At 60.6% G+C, this 16,146-nt stretch carries 14 protein-coding genes; 8 read left to right on the top strand and 6 right to left on the bottom strand.

Going from position 1 to position 16,146, the window contains the following annotated elements:
• The first annotated feature begins 7 nt into the window (after window positions 1-7).
• Together CAF73_RS09215 and CAF73_RS09210 are read left to right on the top strand one after the other, a co-directional pair.
• Entirely contained in the window at window positions 8-1,135 is a 1,128-nt protein-coding gene (locus CAF73_RS09215; protein ID WP_085702521.1) for an FAD-binding oxidoreductase, read from the top strand.
• Between the two features lie 93 nt (window positions 1,136-1,228).
• Window positions 1,229-1,870 carry a transcriptional regulator gene (locus tag CAF73_RS09210; RefSeq protein ID WP_007957327.1) on the top strand — a complete coding sequence of 214 codons (642 nt, stop codon included), beginning with the start codon at window positions 1,229-1,231 and terminating at the stop codon, window positions 1,868-1,870.
• Window positions 1,871-1,978: 108 nt separating this feature from the next.
• Here the strand turns inward: CAF73_RS09210 and CAF73_RS09205 are convergent, their stop codons facing one another.
• From CAF73_RS09205 to CAF73_RS09180, 6 genes are all read right to left on the bottom strand, one after another.
• Window positions 1,979-2,755 carry an ABC transporter substrate-binding protein gene (locus CAF73_RS09205; protein ID WP_011332566.1) on the bottom strand — a complete coding sequence of 259 codons (777 nt, stop codon included), beginning with the start codon at window positions 2,753-2,755 and terminating at the stop codon, window positions 1,979-1,981.
• 281 nt (window positions 2,756-3,036) lie between these two features.
• Window positions 3,037-3,489, bottom strand: a complete 453-nt coding sequence (gene moaE / locus CAF73_RS09200) for a molybdopterin synthase catalytic subunit MoaE (RefSeq protein WP_085608144.1) — start codon at window positions 3,487-3,489, stop codon at window positions 3,037-3,039.
• 3 nt (window positions 3,490-3,492) lie between these two features.
• Window positions 3,493-3,735: a MoaD/ThiS family protein gene (locus CAF73_RS09195; RefSeq protein WP_085698546.1), complete on the bottom strand. Its 243-nt coding sequence runs from the start codon at window positions 3,733-3,735 to the stop codon at window positions 3,493-3,495.
• Window positions 3,732-4,205 carry a cyclic pyranopterin monophosphate synthase MoaC gene (gene moaC / locus CAF73_RS09190; protein ID WP_007957321.1) on the bottom strand — a complete coding sequence of 158 codons (474 nt, stop codon included), beginning with the start codon at window positions 4,203-4,205 and terminating at the stop codon, window positions 3,732-3,734. Before moaC ends, CAF73_RS09195 begins: the two co-directional genes overlap by 4 nt.
• Before the next feature lie 101 nt (window positions 4,206-4,306).
• Window positions 4,307-5,701 (bottom strand): PhoH family protein, encoded by a 1,395-nt coding sequence (locus tag CAF73_RS09185; protein ID WP_085698545.1) that lies wholly within the window; start codon window positions 5,699-5,701, stop codon window positions 4,307-4,309.
• 349 nt (window positions 5,702-6,050) lie between these two features.
• Window positions 6,051-7,175 carry a polysaccharide deacetylase family protein gene (locus CAF73_RS09180; RefSeq protein ID WP_085702520.1) on the bottom strand — a complete coding sequence of 375 codons (1,125 nt, stop codon included), beginning with the start codon at window positions 7,173-7,175 and terminating at the stop codon, window positions 6,051-6,053.
• Window positions 7,176-7,463: 288 nt separating this feature from the next.
• On the opposite strand from CAF73_RS09180, the gene yaaA reads away from it, so the two are divergent.
• The 6 genes from yaaA to CAF73_RS09145 all read left to right on the top strand — a co-directional run bounded on the left by yaaA (window position 7,464) and on the right by CAF73_RS09145 (window position 16,146).
• Entirely contained in the window at window positions 7,464-8,243 is a 780-nt protein-coding gene (yaaA, locus tag CAF73_RS09170; protein WP_085702518.1) for a peroxide stress protein YaaA, read from the top strand.
• Between the two features lie 811 nt (window positions 8,244-9,054).
• On the top strand, window positions 9,055-10,371 hold the full coding sequence (locus tag CAF73_RS09165) for a nucleotide sugar dehydrogenase (RefSeq protein WP_085698542.1): 1,317 nt from the start codon (window positions 9,055-9,057) through the stop codon (window positions 10,369-10,371).
• An 83-nt stretch (window positions 10,372-10,454) separates the two neighbouring features.
• On the top strand, window positions 10,455-11,936 hold the full coding sequence (gene alg8, locus CAF73_RS09160) for a mannuronan synthase (protein ID WP_176247718.1): 1,482 nt from the start codon (window positions 10,455-10,457) through the stop codon (window positions 11,934-11,936).
• 35 nt (window positions 11,937-11,971) lie between these two features.
• Window positions 11,972-13,141 carry an alginate biosynthesis protein Alg44 gene (locus CAF73_RS09155; protein ID WP_085702517.1) on the top strand — a complete coding sequence of 390 codons (1,170 nt, stop codon included), beginning with the start codon at window positions 11,972-11,974 and terminating at the stop codon, window positions 13,139-13,141.
• Between the two features lie 9 nt (window positions 13,142-13,150).
• Entirely contained in the window at window positions 13,151-14,662 is a 1,512-nt protein-coding gene (gene algK, locus CAF73_RS09150; RefSeq protein WP_371918964.1) for an alginate biosynthesis TPR repeat lipoprotein AlgK, read from the top strand.
• Complete coding sequence (locus tag CAF73_RS09145) at window positions 14,659-16,146, top strand: alginate export family protein (RefSeq protein ID WP_085698539.1); 1,488 nt, start codon at window positions 14,659-14,661, stop codon at window positions 16,144-16,146. The genes algK and CAF73_RS09145 overlap by 4 nt, the downstream gene beginning before the upstream one ends.

The raw sequence follows: 16,146 nt of genomic DNA, 5'->3' as shown, positions 1-16,146 counted from the left end.
GATTTTCATGAGTCATGCAGATTTCATCATCATCGGCGGCGGGATTGCCGGCGCTTCCACCGGTTTCTGGCTGTCGCAGCACGGCAAGGTCGTGGTGCTGGAGCGCGAGTCGCATCCGGCCTATCACTCCACCGGGCGCTCGGCGGCGCTGTTCACCGCCGCTTACGGCACACCGCAGGTCCGGGCGCTGACCCAGGCCAGCCGCGAATTCTTCGACCATCCGCCCAGCGGTTTCTGCGAGCACCCGCTGCTGACCCCGCGCGGGGAAATGACCGTGGATTTCACCGGGGACGCCGCCGAGCTGAACAATCAATACCTGAGCGCCAAAGCCACAGTGCCGGAGATGCAGTTGCTCAGCGCGGATGAAGCCTGCGCGAGGCTGCCGATCCTGCGCAGGGAGAAAGTCCATGGCGCGATCTACGACCCGACCGCCAGCGACATCGACACCGACGCCCTGCATCAGGGTTATCTGCGCGGCATCCGTCGCAACAACGGCCAGGTGCATACCGATTGCGAAGTGCTCGGGCTGAGCCGCGATGCCGACGGAGTCTGGCACGTGCAGACCAATGACCAAACCTTCAGCGCGCCCATCGTGATCAACGCGGCTGGCGCCTGGGCCGACAAGATCGCTGCCCTGGCCGGCGCCCGGCCGCTGGGCCTGCAACCAAAACGTCGCGCCGCGTTCATCTTCGCCGGCCCCGAAGGCGTGGACATTCATCACTGGCCGATGCTGGTCAGCCTCGACGAATCCTTTTACATGAAGCCCGATGCCGGGATGTTCCTCGGCTCACCGGCCAACGCCGACCCGGTCGAGCCGCACGACGTGCAACCGGAAGAACTGGACATTGCCATGGGCATTTACCAGATCGAGGAGGCGACGACCCTGACCATCCGCCGCCCGACCCGCACCTGGGCCGGTCTGCGCAGTTTCGTCGCCGACGGTGATTTGCTCTCCGGGTTCGACCCACAAGTGCCGGGGCTGTTCTGGGTCGCGGCCCAGGGCGGTTACGGTATCCAGACCTCACCGGCCATGGGCATGGCCAGCGCAGCGCTGGTGCGTGGCGAATCGCTGCCCCGACACCTCGAGCAATTCGGCCTGACCGCCGCCATGCTCGCCCCTTCCCGCCTCGCCTGACCGTCCGCCCGGATGACGCGCCCGACGGATTGCGGCACACTCGCAACGCCCCCGGATCACGGGGGCGCTGACGTTGCCTGGAGCTCCACAGTTATGACCGCCCCCGAACACACGCCCGAGCTGCATGACGCCGCGCTGGATAACTACCACGCCATCGCCGACGCCATCGCCACGCTGTTCTTTCCCCATGCCGAAGTGGTGCTGCATGACCTGCGCACGCAGAAGGTCGACTACATCGCCAACAACCTGTCGAAACGGGTGATCGGCGATGAATCGTCGCTGGAAGACATGCTCAGCGACGACGTCAGCGAACGGAACATCGGCCCGTACGAAAAGCTCAACTGGGACGGCCAGAAGATTCGCAGCCTGAGCACCGTGCTGCGTGACAGCGAAGGTCATCCGCTGGCGGTGCTGTGCATCAACCTGAATATTTCGCTGTTCGAGAATGCCAAGGCTGCGCTGGACCTGTTCCTCTCGCCGAGCAAACTGATTCCGCAACCGGACTCGCTGTTTCGCGATGACTGGCAGGAGCGCATCAACACCTTCCTGCACGCCTGGCTACGCGAGCGGCAACTGAGCCTGAACCTGCTGACCCGCGATCACAAACGCGAACTGGTGCTGGCGCTGCACGCCGAGGGGGCGTTCAAGGGCAAGAGCGCCTCGAACTATGTGGCCAATGTCCTGAACATGGGACGGGCGACGGTGTACAAGCACTTGAAGGAATTGAAGGGCTGAAGATTTTGCGGTGAATCTGACGGCCTCATCGCTGGCCAGCCAGCCCCCACAGGTTTTGTGTACACCGAAAATCTCTGTGGGAGCTGACGTGCCAGCGATGGCGGACTGTCAGTCGCCGTAGATGTCCGACTTGAAGTACTTCTCGGAAATCTTCTGATACTCACCACTGGCGCGAATGCCGTCGATGGCGGTGTTCAACTGGCTGACCAGCTCAGTGTTGCCCTTGCGCACCGCAATCCCCGCGCCCTCGCCCACGTATTTCGGGTCCTTCAACTCGGGACCGACAAAGGCGTAACCCTTGCCCCGAGGCATCGACAGGAAGTCGGTCAGCGGAATGGTGTCGGCGAAAATCGCGTCGAGACGCCCGGCCGCCAGGTCCATGTAGATTTCTTCGTTGTTGCCGTAACGCTTGACGTTGATGCCCTTGGGCTCGAACACCTCGGTGGCGTAGCGGTCGGTAGTGGTCGCACGCTGCACGCCAACGGTCTTGCCCTTGAGGCTGGCGTACTGGTCATCGACGCTCGCGCCTTCCTTCATCACCAGCCGCGACGAGGTGAAATAGTACTTGTGGGTGAAGTCCACCGACTTCTTGCGATCTTCGTTGATGGTCATGGACGACAGCGCCATATCGATTTTCTTCACTTTCAGGGAAGGAATCAGACCGTCGAACTCGCCCTCGACCCACACGCACTTGACCTGCATCTGCGCGCACAGGGCGTTGCCGATGTCGTAGTCGAAACCGACGATTTCACCCTTGTCGGTTTTCGAGGCGAAGGGCGGATACGCCGCCTCGATACCGATGCGCAGGGTTTTCTCGGCGGCGAACGCGCTGCTGCACGCCAACAGGCTCAGTGCCAGACCGGTGATGAGGGGGAATTTCTTCATGTTCGTTCTCTCGCGGGTTGTTGTTGGTTTGGCAAGACAGAAGAAAAAAGCTGAAACGGGGAAAGACCTTTTTTTGTACTTGTAAATCCATACTGGACTTTTACGTACAAATCGTCAATTGGGCGAGACCGATCATTTCTGGCCGATGGTCGGGGAGGTGAACTTGAGGGAATTGGTGATTCGGATGGCCTCTTCGCGAGCAACCTCGCTCCCACAAGGATTATCTAAAACCTGTGGGAGCGAGCTTGCTCGCGAAGACTGACTCTAAGTCGACAGAGGAATTACTGCTTCCAGCGATCCGCCGCCGCATGATCGCTGTCACGGCCTTCAACCCAGCGCGGGCCGTCGCTGGTGTTCTCTTTCTTCCAGAACGGCGCGCGGGTTTTCAGGTAATCCATGACAAAGGCGCAGGCGTCGAACGCCGCCTGGCGGTGGGCACTGGCGGCGGCGACAAACACGATCGGTTCGCCCGGTTCCAGCGCGCCGATGCGGTGCAGCACTTCCAGCTTCAACAGCGGCCAGCGTTGCTCGGCCTCTACGGCGATCTTGCCGAGGGCCTTTTCGGTCATGCCCGGATAGTGTTCGAGGAACATTCCGGCGACATCGAGGCCATCGTTGAAGTCACGCACGTAGCCGACGAAACTCACCACCGCGCCAACGCCGACATTGGCCGCGTGCATCGCGTTGACTTCGGCGCCCGGATCGAACGGTTCGGACTGCACTCGAATGCGCATGGCTCAGCCTCCGGTCACGGTGGGGAAAAATGCCACTTCGTCGCCATCCGCCACCGGCTCGTCGAGCTGGCAGAGGTCTTCGTTGCGCGCGCACATCAGATTCTGCTCGCTCAGCACCTCGGCGCCGTCACGCTGCACCAGCAACGCACGAACGTCATCGACGGTGGCGAAGTCACCCTCGACCTTCACCGAGTCCACGCCCAGCGCCTCGCGGTAACGGGCAAAAAATTTCACGGTCAGGTTCATGGCTGCTCCGCCTGGAAATGCCCGCTCTTGCCGCCAACCTTTTCCAGCAGACGCACGCTTTCGATGGTCATGCCACGATCCACGGCCTTGCACATGTCGTAGATGGTCAGGGCGGCGACGCTGGCGGCGGTCAGCGCTTCCATCTCGACGCCGGTCTGCCCGGACAGTTTGCAGCGGGCGACGATGCGCACCGCGTCATCGCCTTCGGCACTGAGCTCGACCTTGACGCCGGTCAGCATCAACGGATGGCACAGGGGAATCAGGTCACTGGTTTTCTTCGCCGCCTGAATGCCGGCAATGCGCGCCACGGCGAACACGTCGCCCTTGGGATGGCCGCCGCTGACGATCATCTGCAGGGTGTCGGGCAGCATGCGCACCAGCGCTTGGGCCGTCGCTTCACGGAACGTCACGGCTTTTTCGGTGACGTCGACCATGTTGGCGCGACCTTGGGAATCGAGATGAGTCAGCACGGGATTACTCCTGATCAGGAGCGTCGATTGTAAACCTGGGGGTCAGAATTGCGCACATAAAAAACCGGGCGACTTTGCAGTCGCCCGGTTGCGTTTGACGGTTACAGATGCGATTCGGCGTATTCGGCCAGGATTGAGCGAGGCACCCCTTGCAGGGTGATGTGCACACCGTTGGGGAAATCCTTGAAGCGTTCGGTCAGGTAGGTCAGCCCGGAGCTGGTCGCGGACAGGTAAGGGGTGTCGATCTGTGCCAGGTTGCCCAGGCACACCACTTTGGAACCGGCGCCGGCCCGGGTGATGATGGTTTTCATCTGGTGCGGCGTGAGGTTCTGGCATTCGTCGATCAGGATCAGGCTCTGCTGGAAGCTGCGACCGCGAATGTAATTGAGCGATTTGAACTGCAACGGCACTTTGCTGAGGATGTAGTCGACGCTGCCATGGGTGTTTTCGTCATCCATGTGCAAGGCTTCGAGGTTGTCGGTGATGGCGCCCAGCCAAGGCTCCATTTTTTCCGCTTCGGTGCCGGGCAGGAAGCCGATTTCCTGGTCCAGGCCCTGCACGCTGCGGGTGGCGATGATGCGACGATAGCGCTTGCTGACCATGGTCTGCTCGATCGCAGCGGCCAGCGCCAGAATGGTTTTACCCGAGCCGGCGGCGCCGGACAGATTGACCAGGTGAATGTCCGGATCCAGCAGCGCATACAGCGCCAGACTCTGATAGATGTCCCGTGGCTTGAGGCCCCAGGCTTCCTGGTGCAGCAGCGGTTCCTGATGAAGGTCGAGGATCAGCAGACGGTCCTCCTCAATCTCCTTGATCCAGCCGACAAACCCTTGCTCATCAATGATGAATTCGTTGATGTGCACGGCCGGCAGGTTATCGGTCAATTGCACCTGATGCCAGGTGCGGCCATGGTCCTGACGGGTTTCGACCTTGCTCACACGGTCCCAGAAGGAGCCGGTCATGTTGTGATAGCCGTTGGGCAGCAGGGACACGTCGTCGACCAGTTGGTCGGTGCTGTAGTCCTCGGCGTCAATCCCGCAGGCGCGCGCCTTGAGGCGCATGTTGATGTCTTTGGTGACCAGCACCACCGGTTTTTTCGGGTCGCGGGTGTGCAGGTCGATCAGCTGGTTGATGATTTTGTTGTCGTTCAGATGCTCGGGCAGAATCAGGTTCGATTCGGCCTGCTTGCTCATCAGAATTGACAGCAAGCCCTTCGGACCGCCCTTGCCGCGCTGGATCGGCACCCCCAGTTCGACATCTTCCGGGGAAGCATCGCCCAGGGTCTTGTCGATCAGGCGGATCGCCTGACGGCATTCGGCGGCCACGCTGTGATGCCCGCTCTTGAGCTTGTCCAGCTCTTCAAGCACGGTCATCGGGATCGCGACGTGGTGTTCTTCGAAATTCAGCAGGGCGTTCGGATCGTGAATCAGTACGTTGGTATCGAGTACATAAAGGATTGGCTGGTTGGAGGAGGGGCTACGTCCGTGATCATCCATACTCGGTCACCTTTGTGGGAGCCATTCGACGCAATACCTCGGCGGTGCTGCGCCTCGAAGTGACTGCCGAATCCACCTGCACAGCTTTTGTCGGGATAGCAGGTGAACCGCACACAAAATGGGTCTTGGAAGACGCCACCTGTGTTGCAGGTTTCGGCGGTCTGACTTCGTAATACTCCAAAACCCGTGACAGAAAAAAGCACTTTGACGCTTTTTTGAAGTTTATTTTGCAAAGTGACGAAAAGCCCTTGGCGGACCGCCCTGCCCCCGTTAGAGTCGGAAGTCCGCCTGCATCGAATCCTGCAAAAAATTCACCCCAAGCCCCATATTTCCGGGCTCTTGCCGTTTTTCAGCGAAACGCGTTCTGACAGTCTTCCCAGCCGATGCCGCTTTGCGCAGTCTGTGTGATCAGCCACGGCAACGCGGTCTTCACCGCATCCTGCTTCATGTTGAAATTGATCACTCCGTGTCGCCACAACAGCATCAGGGTCAGCACGCGCTGCGCGCTCGGAGCCCCCTTGAGCTTGCCGGCGCCGTCCTGGGCATCGATGTCCCACAGCGCCACTTGCAAGCCCTGACTGTTGAAGACCCCCCCAGCATCGCTGCGACGCTGGCCTTCCGGCGGACGGAACAGCGGCACGTAATTTTCCGGCAGCTTGTTGCGCACCAGGTCGGCACTGCGTCGCACCGAATCCTGCCAGTCCTGCCAGTGGCTGTGAGAGCGGAATTCCCAGCCCTGAACGCCGACGCACTGCTGCGAAAACGTCGCTTGCAGACTGCTCACCGAACGATCGGCCAGCCGCGCTTGAACATCCTTGCCCAACATGAAAAAGGTGCCGCTCAGGTTCGACTTGCGCAGGTACTCGGTGAGCCAGTCGGTATTGTCCGGTTGCAGGTTGGCGGCGCTGTCGAAACTCAGCAGAAACAGGCGATCGTGCATGTCGTCGCCGTTGCGCTCGTAGTCTGCGAAATGATCGAGTTCGCTGCTGGTCTGCGGCGACAGCGCAGCCTTGCGCATCAGCTCATCAAGGTACTGCAGATGGAAGATCCGGCTCGGTTCGGCCCATTTGGTGTAGTAGCTCTCGTCACTGACCACGAATTTGGCCGCCTGCTCGCGCAGGGTCGGCAAGTCTTCGACGAGGAAGCAAAACGAGGCGTCCTGATCGCAGCTTTGCTGGGCGAAGTTGTAGTTGGCCAGCAGGCGCTGCCACAGGCGCTCGCGCAGGCTGTTGATCGCATCCAGATTGACCGTGCGCAGTCCCAGACGCTGGGCCAGCGCCGCTTCGTCCAGTGCTTCGGTGCCGAGCAGGCCTCGGGCGAACATCAGGATTTCCGCCCGTGAGGCGACGTCGAACAGGGTCGGGTTGTCGAGTTTCTCCGGCCAGGTGCTGCGATCCAGCGTCGCGATATCGCCCGGCGCCGCAACGGCACCGACGCTCAACAGCCACGCGGCGAAAAAAAGAACAATGCGCAAAGGGTGTCTCCATAACAAAACCCGCGCGGCACTATAGCCGATCCTGCCCCATTCCCCGCAGCAACACCCATCCCTTGTGATCGTTCCCACGCTCTGCGTGGTAACGCCTCCCCGGACGCTCCGCGTCCGCTGCCGGGGTGACGCAGAGCGTCACTGGCTGCATTCCCACGCAGAGCGTGGGAACGATCAGGGTTGGGTGGCACACCACCGATCACCTATGGACCTGATAGCTGGAGTCATCCGCCCCAACCCCCTAGAATCGCCCCCACGATTAAAGGAGACGACTTCATGCTGATGGTGATTTCCCCCGCCAAGACCCTCGATTACGAAACACCGCCGGCGACCCAGCGCTTCACCCAGCCGCAATACCTCGACCATTCCCAGGAACTGATCCAGCAACTGCGCGAACTGAGCCCGGCGCAGATCAGCGAGCTGATGCACGTGTCCGACAAGATCGGCGGCCTCAACGCCGCGCGCTTCGGCAGCTGGACACCGGCGTTCACACCGGAAAACGCCAAACAGGCATTGCTGGCCTTCAAGGGCGACGTCTACACCGGACTCGACGCCCAGAGTTTCAGCGAAGCCGACTTCGATTATGCGCAACGGCACCTGCGCATGCTCTCCGGCCTCTACGGCCTGTTGCGCCCGCTCGACCTGATGCAGCCGTATCGCCTGGAAATGGGCACCAAACTGGCCAACGCCCGAGGCAAGGACTTGTACGCCTTCTGGGGCACGCGCATCAGCGAATGGCTGAACGAAGCACTGGCCGATCAGGGCGATGACGTGCTGCTGAACCTGGCGTCCAACGAATACTTCTCGGCCGTCAAACGCACGGCCCTGAACGCACGCATCATCAATACCGAGTTCAAGGACCTGAAGAACGGCCAGTACAAGATCATCAGCTTCTACGCCAAGAAGGCCCGGGGCCTGATGAGCCGCTTCGTGATCCAGGAAAAAATCAACGATCCGGCCCTGCTCAAGCAGTTCGATGTACAGGGTTATCGCTACAGCGCCGAGCAATCGAAATCCGACAATCTGGTGTTTCTGCGCGACCACCCACCGGAATAAAGCATGCACTTCTGCACGACTCTTGATTAAGAGAGTCGTGCAGGTCGCACGACGTCAAAAATCCCCCGCCTGTTTACGCCGACTTATTGGCGCCATAAAAACATCACCCTCTTTCCTATCTTTAGTTTCACTCGACAGTTGTCATTTTTTTCAGTAGTGGCACCTAAATTTTTTTACAGTAGTGGCACAAAACCATCTAACGCGATTATCCCCCGATTAACAAAGGGCGAAATCGAAAGTGCTATCAATTTGAAAGCAGTGCCATCTTTCTCAATATTTCAAAAAATTTCTGCTTCCGCGATGAGCGGACAGGAACTATGTCCAAATGCATAGCTCATACCACCGGTAACGATTCTCGCCGAGTTTGTACGAGATAACTTACGCAGAGAACCCAACCATGTAACCAAGTTGTCACAACAACTTGCACCCATGGATAACAACTCTGGACAACTATCGAAGGACAGGAGATACGCACCATTAATATCCCCTGCAAGGCCATGGTCGCGCCCCTATAAACGTGCTCGCCTGAGCACCCAAGCGCTTGATCTACAGGTATTTATCCTGGCATCGAGCGTGTAACACGATTGCACAAGAGCCCTCTGACCAGAGGATCGGCTGCATAACAGGGCACGTCATAACAACAAGGCCTGGTTTGCGCACATCTTGAGTGCACTTATTTAGACACTCGGAACTTAAGTATGCCTGCACACGGCATTGTGACGCCTGTAAGTCACACTTTCGAGTGCACTAAGAACGCTGAAAACCATTAACTCCGGCCCTCTAAGGCCTGATATATACAGAGGTAATTGCGATGCGCATCAGCATATTTGGTTTGGGTTACGTCGGTGCAGTATGTGCCGGTTGCCTGTCTGCACGGGGCCATGACGTCGTTGGCGTCGATGTTGCCAAAGACAAGATCGACATGATCAATGCTGGCAAATCTCCCATTGTCGAACCGGGCCTGGGCGAGTTGCTGGCACAAGGTATCCAGACCGGTCGTCTGCGCGGCACAACCAACTTCGCCGAGGCAATTCGCGACACCGATCTGTCGATGATCTGCGTCGGCACACCGAGCAAGAAGAACGGCGACCTGGAACTGAACTACATCGAAGCGGTGTGCCGCGAGATCGGTTTTGTTCTGCGCGAAAAGACCACCCGTCACACCATCGTCGTGCGCAGCACCGTGCTGCCGGGCACCGTGGCAAACGTTGTCATCCCGATCCTCGAAGACTGCTCCGGCAAGAAAGCCGGCGTTGATTTCGGTGTCGCCGTAAACCCGGAGTTCCTGCGTGAATCTACCGCGATCGCCGACTACGACTTGCCACCGATGACCGTCATCGGCGAGTTCGACAAGGCTTCGGGCGACGTTCTGCAATCGCTGTACGAAGAACTCGACGCGCCGATCATCCGCAAGGACATCGCCGTCGCCGAGATGATCAAGTACACCTGCAACGTCTGGCATGCCACCAAAGTGACCTTCGCCAACGAGATCGGCAACATCGCCAAAGCGGTGGGCGTCGATGGCCGCGAAGTGATGGAGGTCGTCTGCCAGGACAAGACCCTCAACCTGTCCCAGTACTACATGCGCCCGGGCTTCGCGTTCGGCGGTTCGTGCCTGCCGAAAGACGTGCGCGCCCTGACCTACCGCGCCGGCTCCCTGGACGTCGAAGCGCCGCTGCTCAACTCGCTGATGCGCAGCAACGAATCGCAAGTGCAAAACGCCTTCGACATCGTTGAAAGCCACGACAAACGCAAAGTCGCCCTGCTCGGCCTGAGCTTCAAGGCCGGCACCGACGACCTGCGCGAAAGCCCGCTGGTGGAACTGGCCGAGATGCTGATCGGCAAGGGTTACGACCTGAGCATCTACGACAGCAACGTCCAGTACGCCCGTGTCCACGGCGCGAACAAGGACTACATCGAGTCGAAGATCCCGCACGTGTCGTCCCTGCTCAACGCGGACTTCGATTCGGTGATCGACAACTCCGACGTGATCATCCTCGGCAACCGCGACGAGAAGTTCCGTGCACTGGCCGAAGAGGCGCCGCACGGCAAACAGGTGATCGACCTGGTGGGCTTCATGTCCAAGGCCACCAGCGCCGGTAGCCGCACCGAAGGCATCTGCTGGTAACGCAGCGGCAAGCCCCGAGTTTCAAGCCGCCCGCCGTGAATCGGCGGGCGGCTTGAAGCCCCCATCACCTTCGGATGACGGTCATGTCCAAGCTCAAACATTTTTTTCTGCAATCCGCCGGCTGGCTTTTGTTTCTGAGCCTGCTGATGGGCCTGGCCCTGATGCTGCCCACGTCCACGTTCGACTCCGAGTCGAAGGACTTCATTTTCCTGATTGGCGCCGTGGGTATCTGGCGCTATTCGATGGGTGCCACGCACTTTGTGCGCGGCATGATCTTTCTCTACATCGTCTACCCGCACCTGCGCCGCAAGGTTCGCAAGCTGGGTAAAGCGGCGGACCCGTCGCATGTGTTTCTGATGGTCACCAGTTTTCGCATCGACGCGTTGACCACCGCGCAGGTTTACAGCTCGGTGATCCGCGAAGCCATCGACTGCGAACTGCCGACCACCGTGGTCTGCTCGATCGTCGAAATGTCCGATGAGCTGCTGGTCAAGGCGCTGTGGGCGCGGATGAATCCGCCGGACCGCGTGAAACTCGACTTCGTGCGCATTCCCGGCACCGGTAAACGTGATGGCCTGGCGTTTGGTTTCCGCGCGATCTCCCGTCACCTGCCGGACGACCGCGCCGTGGTGGCCGTGATCGATGGCGACACCGTGCTCGGCGAAGGCGTTGTGCGCAAAACCGTGCCGTGGTTCCAGATGTTCGGCAACGTCGGCGGCCTGACCACCAACGAATTCTGCGAAGTGCGCGGCGGCTACATCATGAGCGAGTGGCACAAGCTGCGCTTCGCCCAGCGCCACATCAACATGTGCTCGATGGCCCTGTCCAAACGCGTGCTGACCATGACCGGACGCATGTCGGTGTTCCGCGCCACCGTGGTCACCAACCCGGAATTCATCGCCGACGTTGAAAGCGACTCGCTGCAACACTGGCGCCTGGGCCGTTTTAAGTTCCTGACCGGCGACGACAAGTCGAGCTGGTTCAGCCTGATGCGTCTGGGCTACGACACCTTCTACGTGCCGGACGCGGCGATCAACACCGTTGAACACCCGCCGGAAAAGAGCTTCATCAAGGCCAGCCGCAAACTGATGTTCCGCTGGTACGGCAACAACCTGCGGCAGAACTCCCGAGCGCTGGGCCTGGGTGTAAAACGCCTCGGCGCTTTCACCTCGGTGGTGCTGTTCGACCAGCGCGTATCGATGTGGACATCGCTGCTCGGCCTGACCGTGGCAATCATCGCCAGCTTCAAATACGGCACCGCGTTCATTCTGGTTTACCTGCTGTGGATCGGCATCACCCGACTGATTCTGACGCTGTTGCTGTCCTGCTCGGGCCACCGGATCGGTCCGGCTTACCCGGCAATTCTCTATTACAACCAGATCGTCGGCGCGCTCGTGAAGATCTACGTGTTCTTCCGCCTCGACCAACAATCCTGGACTCGCCAACCCACTTCCCTGACCCGTGATCTCGCCAGCTTTCAACGTTGGTTCAACACCTGGTCGTCTCGGACCATGACCTTCTCCGCCGGCAGCATTTTCGTCGCCGTGCTGCTGATGATGGTCTGACCTGCCCCTATTGAATTAACAAGGAAATCGCCCCCATGAATACCGCCGTCAACGTCAACGTAGTGCATGAATCCGAAGCCCAGCGCCAGCACGCCCGGGTAAAAATCCCGGCCAAGCTGCGGTTCTTCGGCCCTGACCGGACTCCGGTTGAAGCACGGGTCCTCGACCTGTCCGCCGGTGGTCTGGCGTTCAATGCCGGACAACTGCCGCTGACCGTCGGCGAGGTGTACAAGGCGCGTCTGCAGTTCGTCATCGACAACCTCGGCCTGGCCATGGACGTTGAACTGCAAGTGCGCTCCTACGACCGGCAGACGGGCCGTGTCGGCTGCCAGTTCCAGAACCTCGAGCCGCAGGACATTTCGACCCTGCGCCACCTGATCACTTCGCACCTGGCCGGCGACATCGTCAGCATCGGCGAAGTGCTGGCAACCCTGCAGCGCGACAACTTCACCAAGGCCCGCAAGGTCAAGGACGGCGACTCCGGCATGACCCCGTTCGGGCGTCTGAAAGCGGTGACGTTCAGCGCCGGTATCTTCGCGGTCGGCCTGGTGGCGGCGGGTTTCATTTTCAAATCGGTGTACAGCATGTACTTCGTCAGCCATGCACAGGCCGGTCTGGTCAGCGTGCCGGGCATGAACATCACCATGCCGCGCGACGGCACTGTACAGAGCCTGGTCAAATCCGACGGCGTTGCCGCCAAAGGTGCACCGCTGGCGACTTTCAGCACCAGCATGCTCGACGTGCTCAAGGGCCATCTGGACGAAGATCAACTGCAGCCGGCCAAGGTTGAAGAACTGTTCGGCAAGCAGATGACCGGCACTCTGACCTCGCCGTGCGATTGCACCGTGGCCCAGCAACTGGTGGCCGACGGTCAATACGCGAGCAAGGGCGACGTGATCTTCCAGCTGGTACCGCGCAACACCCAGGCCACCGTCGATGCTCGCTTCTCCTATCGCCAGTTCGGCGACGTACGTCCGGGCACCCCGGTGAGCTTCCAGATCGCCGGCGAAGACAAGGCCCGCACCGGCAAGATCGTCAGCAGCACCAGCCTGAAAAGTGCTGACCTGTCCTCCGACATCCGCGTGCAGATCCAGCCGGACGAACCGCTGGACAGCCGCTTCGCCGGCCGCCCGGTGGAAGTGAACAGCGACCGTGGTCCGAACCTGAACTGGCTGATCGACAAAGCCATGGCAGCCGGTCTTTAAGTCGAGGACATGCCTGTGACTACTCCACCCATCTCGAGCACACCACAAACCCTGTGGGAGCGAGCTTGCTCGCGAATGCATTCTGACATTCAGCCTCAGTGCCGACTGACACACCGCTTTCGCGAGCAAGCTCGCTCCCACATGGGTTCAGTGTGCGCATTGGCCTTGGCAGTCAGTCTGGCCGGTTGCGCCGGCCTGCCTGACCAGCGTCTGGCCAACGAAGCGCTCAAGCGCGGTGACACCGCGACCGCCGCGCAGAACTACCGTGCGCTGGCCGATCTGGGTTACAGCGAAGCCCAGGTGGGCCTCGCCGATATTCAGGTCGACAGTCGCGATCCGGAACAAATGAAACAGGCCGAAGCCACCTACCGCGCCGCCGCCAGTGTTTCGCCGCGTGCCCAGGCCCGACTCGGCCGCTTGCTGGTGGCCAAGCCCGGTTCCACCGAGGCCGAACATCACGAAGCCGAAACCCTGCTGAAGAAAGCCGCCGCCAGTGGCGAAGGCAACACGCTGATTCCGCTCGCGATGCTGTACCTGCAATACCCGCACAGCTTCCCGAACATCAACGCTCAGCAGCAGATCGACCAATGGCGCAAATCCGGTTACCCGGAAGCCGGTCTCGCTCAAGTGCTGCTGTACCGCACCCAGGGCACTTACGACCAGCACTTGGATGACGTGGAAAAGATCTGCAAGGCCGCACTCAACACCACCGACATCTGCTACGTCGAACTGGCCACGGTCTATCAAAAACGTGGCGCGCCGGAGCAACAGGCCGAGCTGATCAAACAACTGCAGGCCGGTTACAGCCGCGGCACCGTCAGCGCTCAGCGGGTGGATTCCGTAGCCCGTGTGCTGGCTGATTCGACCCTGGGCAAGACCGACGAAAAAACCGCGCAGTCGCTGCTCGAGCCGATCGCGCCGGGCTACCCGGCGTCCTGGGTAACGCTGGCACAACTGCTCTACGACTTCCCGGAACTGGGCGATGTCGATCAGATGATGAAGTACCTGGACAACGGCCGCGCCGCCGACCAGTCGCGCGCCGAACTGTTGCTGGGCAAGCTCTACTACGAAGGCAAACTGGTCCCGGCCGACGCGAAAGTCGCCGAGGAACATTTCCAGAAAGCCGTCGGCCGCGAAGTCGCCGCCGATTACTACCTCGGCCAGATCTACCGCCGTGGCTACCTGGGCAAGGTCTATCCGCAGAAGGCCCTCGACCATCTGCTGACCGCTGCGCGCAACGGCCAGAACAGCGCCGACTTCGCCATCGCCCAGCTGTTTTCCCAAGGCAAGGGCACCAAGCCCGACCCGCTCAACGCCTATGTGTTCAGCCAATTGGCCAAGGCGCAAAACACCCCGCAAGCCGACGAGCTGGCGACCACCCTCGCCGCCCAGCTGCCGCCCGAGCGCCTGGCCGAAGCGCGGCGCCTGCTGCAACAGGAACAGGCGGCCCGTGGCGCCCTGAACCAGAACACGCTGCAACTGCACGCCCTGCAAGAAGAAGACGGCGAGGAAAAACTATGAAATTGAATCCCTTTGTGAAGGCCGGCATTGGCCTCACGTTCGCGTTGATCTGGTCTTGTCCGACCCTGGCCGCGATGACTGAATCGAAGAACTTCGGCCTCGAAGTGAAAATCACCGGCCAGTCCGAAGACGACCGCGACCTCGGCACCGCCAGCGGCGGCGACGTCAACGGCGTCGGCCTCGATCTGCGTCCGTGGGTCTACGGCGAAAGCGGCGCGTGGAGCGCCTACGCCATGGGCCAGGCCGTGACCTCGACCGACATCATCGAGACCGACACCCTCCAGCAGTCCGACAGCGAAGGCACCCAGACCACCGACAACGGCGACCGCAAGACCAAGAAAAACTACCTGGCAATGCGCGAGTTCTGGGTCGGTTACAGCGGTCTGACGCCCTACCCCGGCGAGATCCTCAAGTTCGGTCGCCAGCGTTTGCGCAACGACGACGGCCAGTGGCGCGACACCAACATCGAAGCGCTGAACTGGACCTTCGACACCACCCTGCTGCGCGCCAATGCCGGTGTCGCCGAGCGCTTCAGCGAATACCGCACCGACCTCAAGGAACTGGCGCCGAAAGACAAGGATCGCCTGCACGCCTACGCCGATGCCGCTTACCAGTGGACGCCGGGCCAGTGGGTCGGGATTCGCGGTCACCACACCCACGACGACGGCAAACTCGATTACGCCGAACCGGGTGTGCCCCGCGACACCCTCGACAAAACCCAGAACGGCGACATCAGCTGGCTCGGCCTGACTGCCGACAGCGACGCCTACAACTGGCGCAACACCAACACCGTCAACTACTGGGGCAGCATCACCGGCATGAGCGGCGACCGCGACACGGTCAACCCGCTGAACGCCGATGGCACCCGCCCGGCGCAGGCCAAGCGCAGCGAAGACATCAACGGCTGGGCCACCGACGTCGGTGTGCGTCTGCGCCTCGATCCGCAGTGGCAGGTCGGTGCGGCCTATGCCCGTGCCAGCGCCGATTACCAACAGAACGGCCTGGAAAGCAACCGCTCGAACTACACCGGTACCCGCTCGCGGGTTCACCGTTTCGGCGAGGCTTTCCGTGGCGAAATGAACAACATGCAGACCGCCACCCTGTTCGGTTCGTGGATGCTCAACGACCAGTACGACGCCAGCCTGATCTACCACAAGTTCTGGCGCGTGGACGGCAACAAACCGGTGGGCAGCAACGGCATCAACGCTGTGGAAAACAACACCGACGACGTGACCGGCGCAATCCTCTCCAGCACCTCGCTGCCACTGCAGGACGGCAACAAGGATCTGGGCCAGGAAATGGATCTGGTGGTCACCAAGTACTTCAAGCAAGGCTTGCTGCCGGCAGCGCTGAGCCAGTCGATCGACGAGCCGTCGGCGCTGGTACGTTTCCGTGGCGGTGTGTTCAAGCCGGGTGATGCCTACGGCAGCCAGGTTGATTCGTACATGCACCGCGCGTTCATCGACGTGATCTGGCGCTTCTGA

The organism is Pseudomonas sp. B15(2017) (assembly GCF_002113215.1).
Taxonomy (GTDB): domain Bacteria; phylum Pseudomonadota; class Gammaproteobacteria; order Pseudomonadales; family Pseudomonadaceae; genus Aquipseudomonas.
Note: the sequence above shows the minus strand (reverse complement) of the source record. Positions and strands in the feature narration are given on the sequence as shown.